The following is a 2,204-nucleotide window of genomic DNA, read 5'->3' on the forward strand; positions in this document are numbered from 1 at the left end:
GTTGAGAGCTGTCAACCATAATGTGTCCGGAAGCCTAGGAACTCCCGCCGCAACTTACTGACTCGTTTCTGTTTACTTCAAGTCCAATTCCCAAACACCCTCTAAACGCAAGTCAGTCGTCGGTGGAGCACATCGAACCCTTCATCGGTCTTTATTTATACGACAGCACGCGCTATGCAGCCGCAATGACTATGTTTGTGGAGAAAAGATTATGGTCGTGTCCCGACCTGTACTGGTACCTGATATACGGTTATCAAATTCCGAAGCAGAATTTGCAAGCCTCTCCCGGTATCGAATATGTTTCGAAAGATTTGGTAGCCCGCTGGGAAAAAGATCTGTATGGCATCGATAGCGCCGCACTCAAATGAAAATACGATGGCTATTCCTTGCGGATAAATGTGTACAAAAAATTGTTATCGCACAAGGACAAACAAGGCGTCAATCTATTGGTGAGTCCCGGCGACGGCGCGTTTATTATTCCCGGGTATAGCTATCTTGAAGAAATGAAACTGTTCGCACAGTGTGGCATCAGTAACGCAAACATACTGAGAGCGTGTACGTATAACGCTGCCCAATATTTCGGAGATGACAACCTGGGCAAAATTGAAGCGAATCAAAATGCCGATATCGTTTTACTCGATGCGAATCCATTTCTGGACATTACAAATGTTACTAAGATCAGTGGTGTAATGGTTCGCGGCCGGTGGTTCTCCAAAAAGGAAATAGACGAGAAATTGTCGGCGATAAAAAAGAAATACAATAACTGACAGCGCATGCGTAATCACACCCACGATTCATTTGTTAGTCCGGTCGTTCATGAGGTATTTTCTTTTTGTGACGGGCAGAATCTCCTAAAATCCTCAGACAACAAACAGGAGTATCCTGTCATAAACGGTATCCCAATTCTGATTGACCGTCCCTATAGGTATATAGCAGAGTCATTTTTTACGTACACTGCGCTGGTAAAAAACCAAGAGAAGTACATGGCTAATGCCAGGTTTCAATTTCAGCACAATACAAGACGACTTATAGCAGTTTCGCGAACCATATAGACCCTATAGCGGTTTCGTTAACGGTGCATCCAATTTTTAGAAGTAACCTACTGTTAAACAGTGGCTTGAGATTTAAAAAGTGAGCGCCAGTTGCGAAACCGCTATATAGTGGGGCTTACGTAAGGAAGCGTATGCAACCTTATTCTCTTGATTTACGGACCCGTGTGGTGGTGGCCTTGGACCAGCCTAGCTCCCGCCAAGCCGCCGTCGCCGAGCGTTTCGGCGTGAGCGTGGCCTGTATCAAAAAACTGCTGCGCCACGCGCGCGAAACCGGCTCGCTGGCCCCGAAACCGGCCAGCGGGGGGCGGGCACGCTACCTGGATACGGCGGCCCAGGCGTGGCTGGTGGCCTATGTAGGCCAGCAGGCCGATGTCACCCTAGCCGAGCTGAACCAGGCTTGGCAGGCCCAGGGTGGGCGGCCCATCGGCCAGACCTGCCTCTGGCGGGTGCTGGACGAGCAGGAGCTGCGGCGAAAAAAAAAGTACGCACGCCCGCGAGCGTGACACGCCCCGCGTCGTGGCCCTGCGCCACGATTTTGTCGAAACAGTAGCCCAGCACTACGATACCCGCCGGTTTCACTTTCTGGACGAAACCGGCTTGCGCCTGGATGCGAGCCGGCGCTACGCCCGCGCCGTGGGTGGGCAGCGGGTGGGGCAAGCCGTCCCGCTCAAGCGCGGGGCCTCGCTCACGCTCCTTGGGCTGCTCTCGTACCAGGGACTGGAAGCCGTGCAACTTTTCGAGGGCGCGCTCAACTACCCGCGCTTTGCCTTGTATGTGGGCTATTGTCTGGCCCCTGTTCTGCGGCCGGGCGATGTGCTGGTGCTCGACAACCTGCCCGTGCACAAAATAGGGGGCCTACGGGAGTGGTTGGCCGAGCGGGGCGTACAGGTGCTGTTTTTGCCGCCCTACTCGCCCGATTTTGCCCCGATTGAACAGGCCTGGAGCAAGCTCAAAACGGCGTTGCGCACGGCCCAGGCCCGTAGCCGGCAGGCCCTGCAAGAAGCGGTGCAGACCGCCATCGACTGGATTACCAGTGCCGATGCCCAACGGGTGTAATTCAAAACTACGCGGTTGATTTTTTAAACAGGTCGGTAAGCAAGTGCATTTGTGGACTTTTCAGGGCCGAGCGTAAGCGTACGAGGCGGTCGAGCC

At 53.4% G+C, this 2,204-nt stretch carries 4 protein-coding genes; all 4 read left to right on the plus strand.

Going from position 1 to position 2,204, the window contains the following annotated elements:
• The first annotated feature begins 122 nt into the window (after positions 1-122).
• The 4 genes from ABD842_RS13840 to ABD842_RS13855 all read left to right on the plus strand — a co-directional run bounded on the left by ABD842_RS13840 (position 123) and on the right by ABD842_RS13855 (position 2,108).
• Entirely contained in the window at positions 123-368 is a 246-nt protein-coding gene (locus tag ABD842_RS13840) for a hypothetical protein (protein WP_345114978.1), read from the plus strand.
• A 30-nt stretch (positions 369-398) separates the two neighbouring features.
• Positions 399-767, plus strand: coding sequence for an amidohydrolase family protein (locus tag ABD842_RS13845; protein WP_345114981.1), 369 nt, complete (start codon positions 399-401; stop codon positions 765-767).
• Between the two features lie 416 nt (positions 768-1,183).
• Positions 1,184-1,555: a hypothetical protein gene (locus ABD842_RS13850; protein ID WP_345114984.1), complete on the plus strand. Its 372-nt coding sequence runs from the start codon at positions 1,184-1,186 to the stop codon at positions 1,553-1,555.
• A 13-nt stretch (positions 1,556-1,568) separates the two neighbouring features.
• A complete protein-coding gene (locus ABD842_RS13855) occupies positions 1,569-2,108 on the plus strand; it encodes an IS630 family transposase (protein ID WP_345114986.1) in 540 nt (179 codons plus the stop codon).
• Positions 2,109-2,204: the final 96 nt, after the last annotated feature.

Source organism: Hymenobacter algoricola, assembly GCF_039539525.1.
In the GTDB taxonomy this organism is placed as follows: domain Bacteria; phylum Bacteroidota; class Bacteroidia; order Cytophagales; family Hymenobacteraceae; genus Hymenobacter; species Hymenobacter algoricola.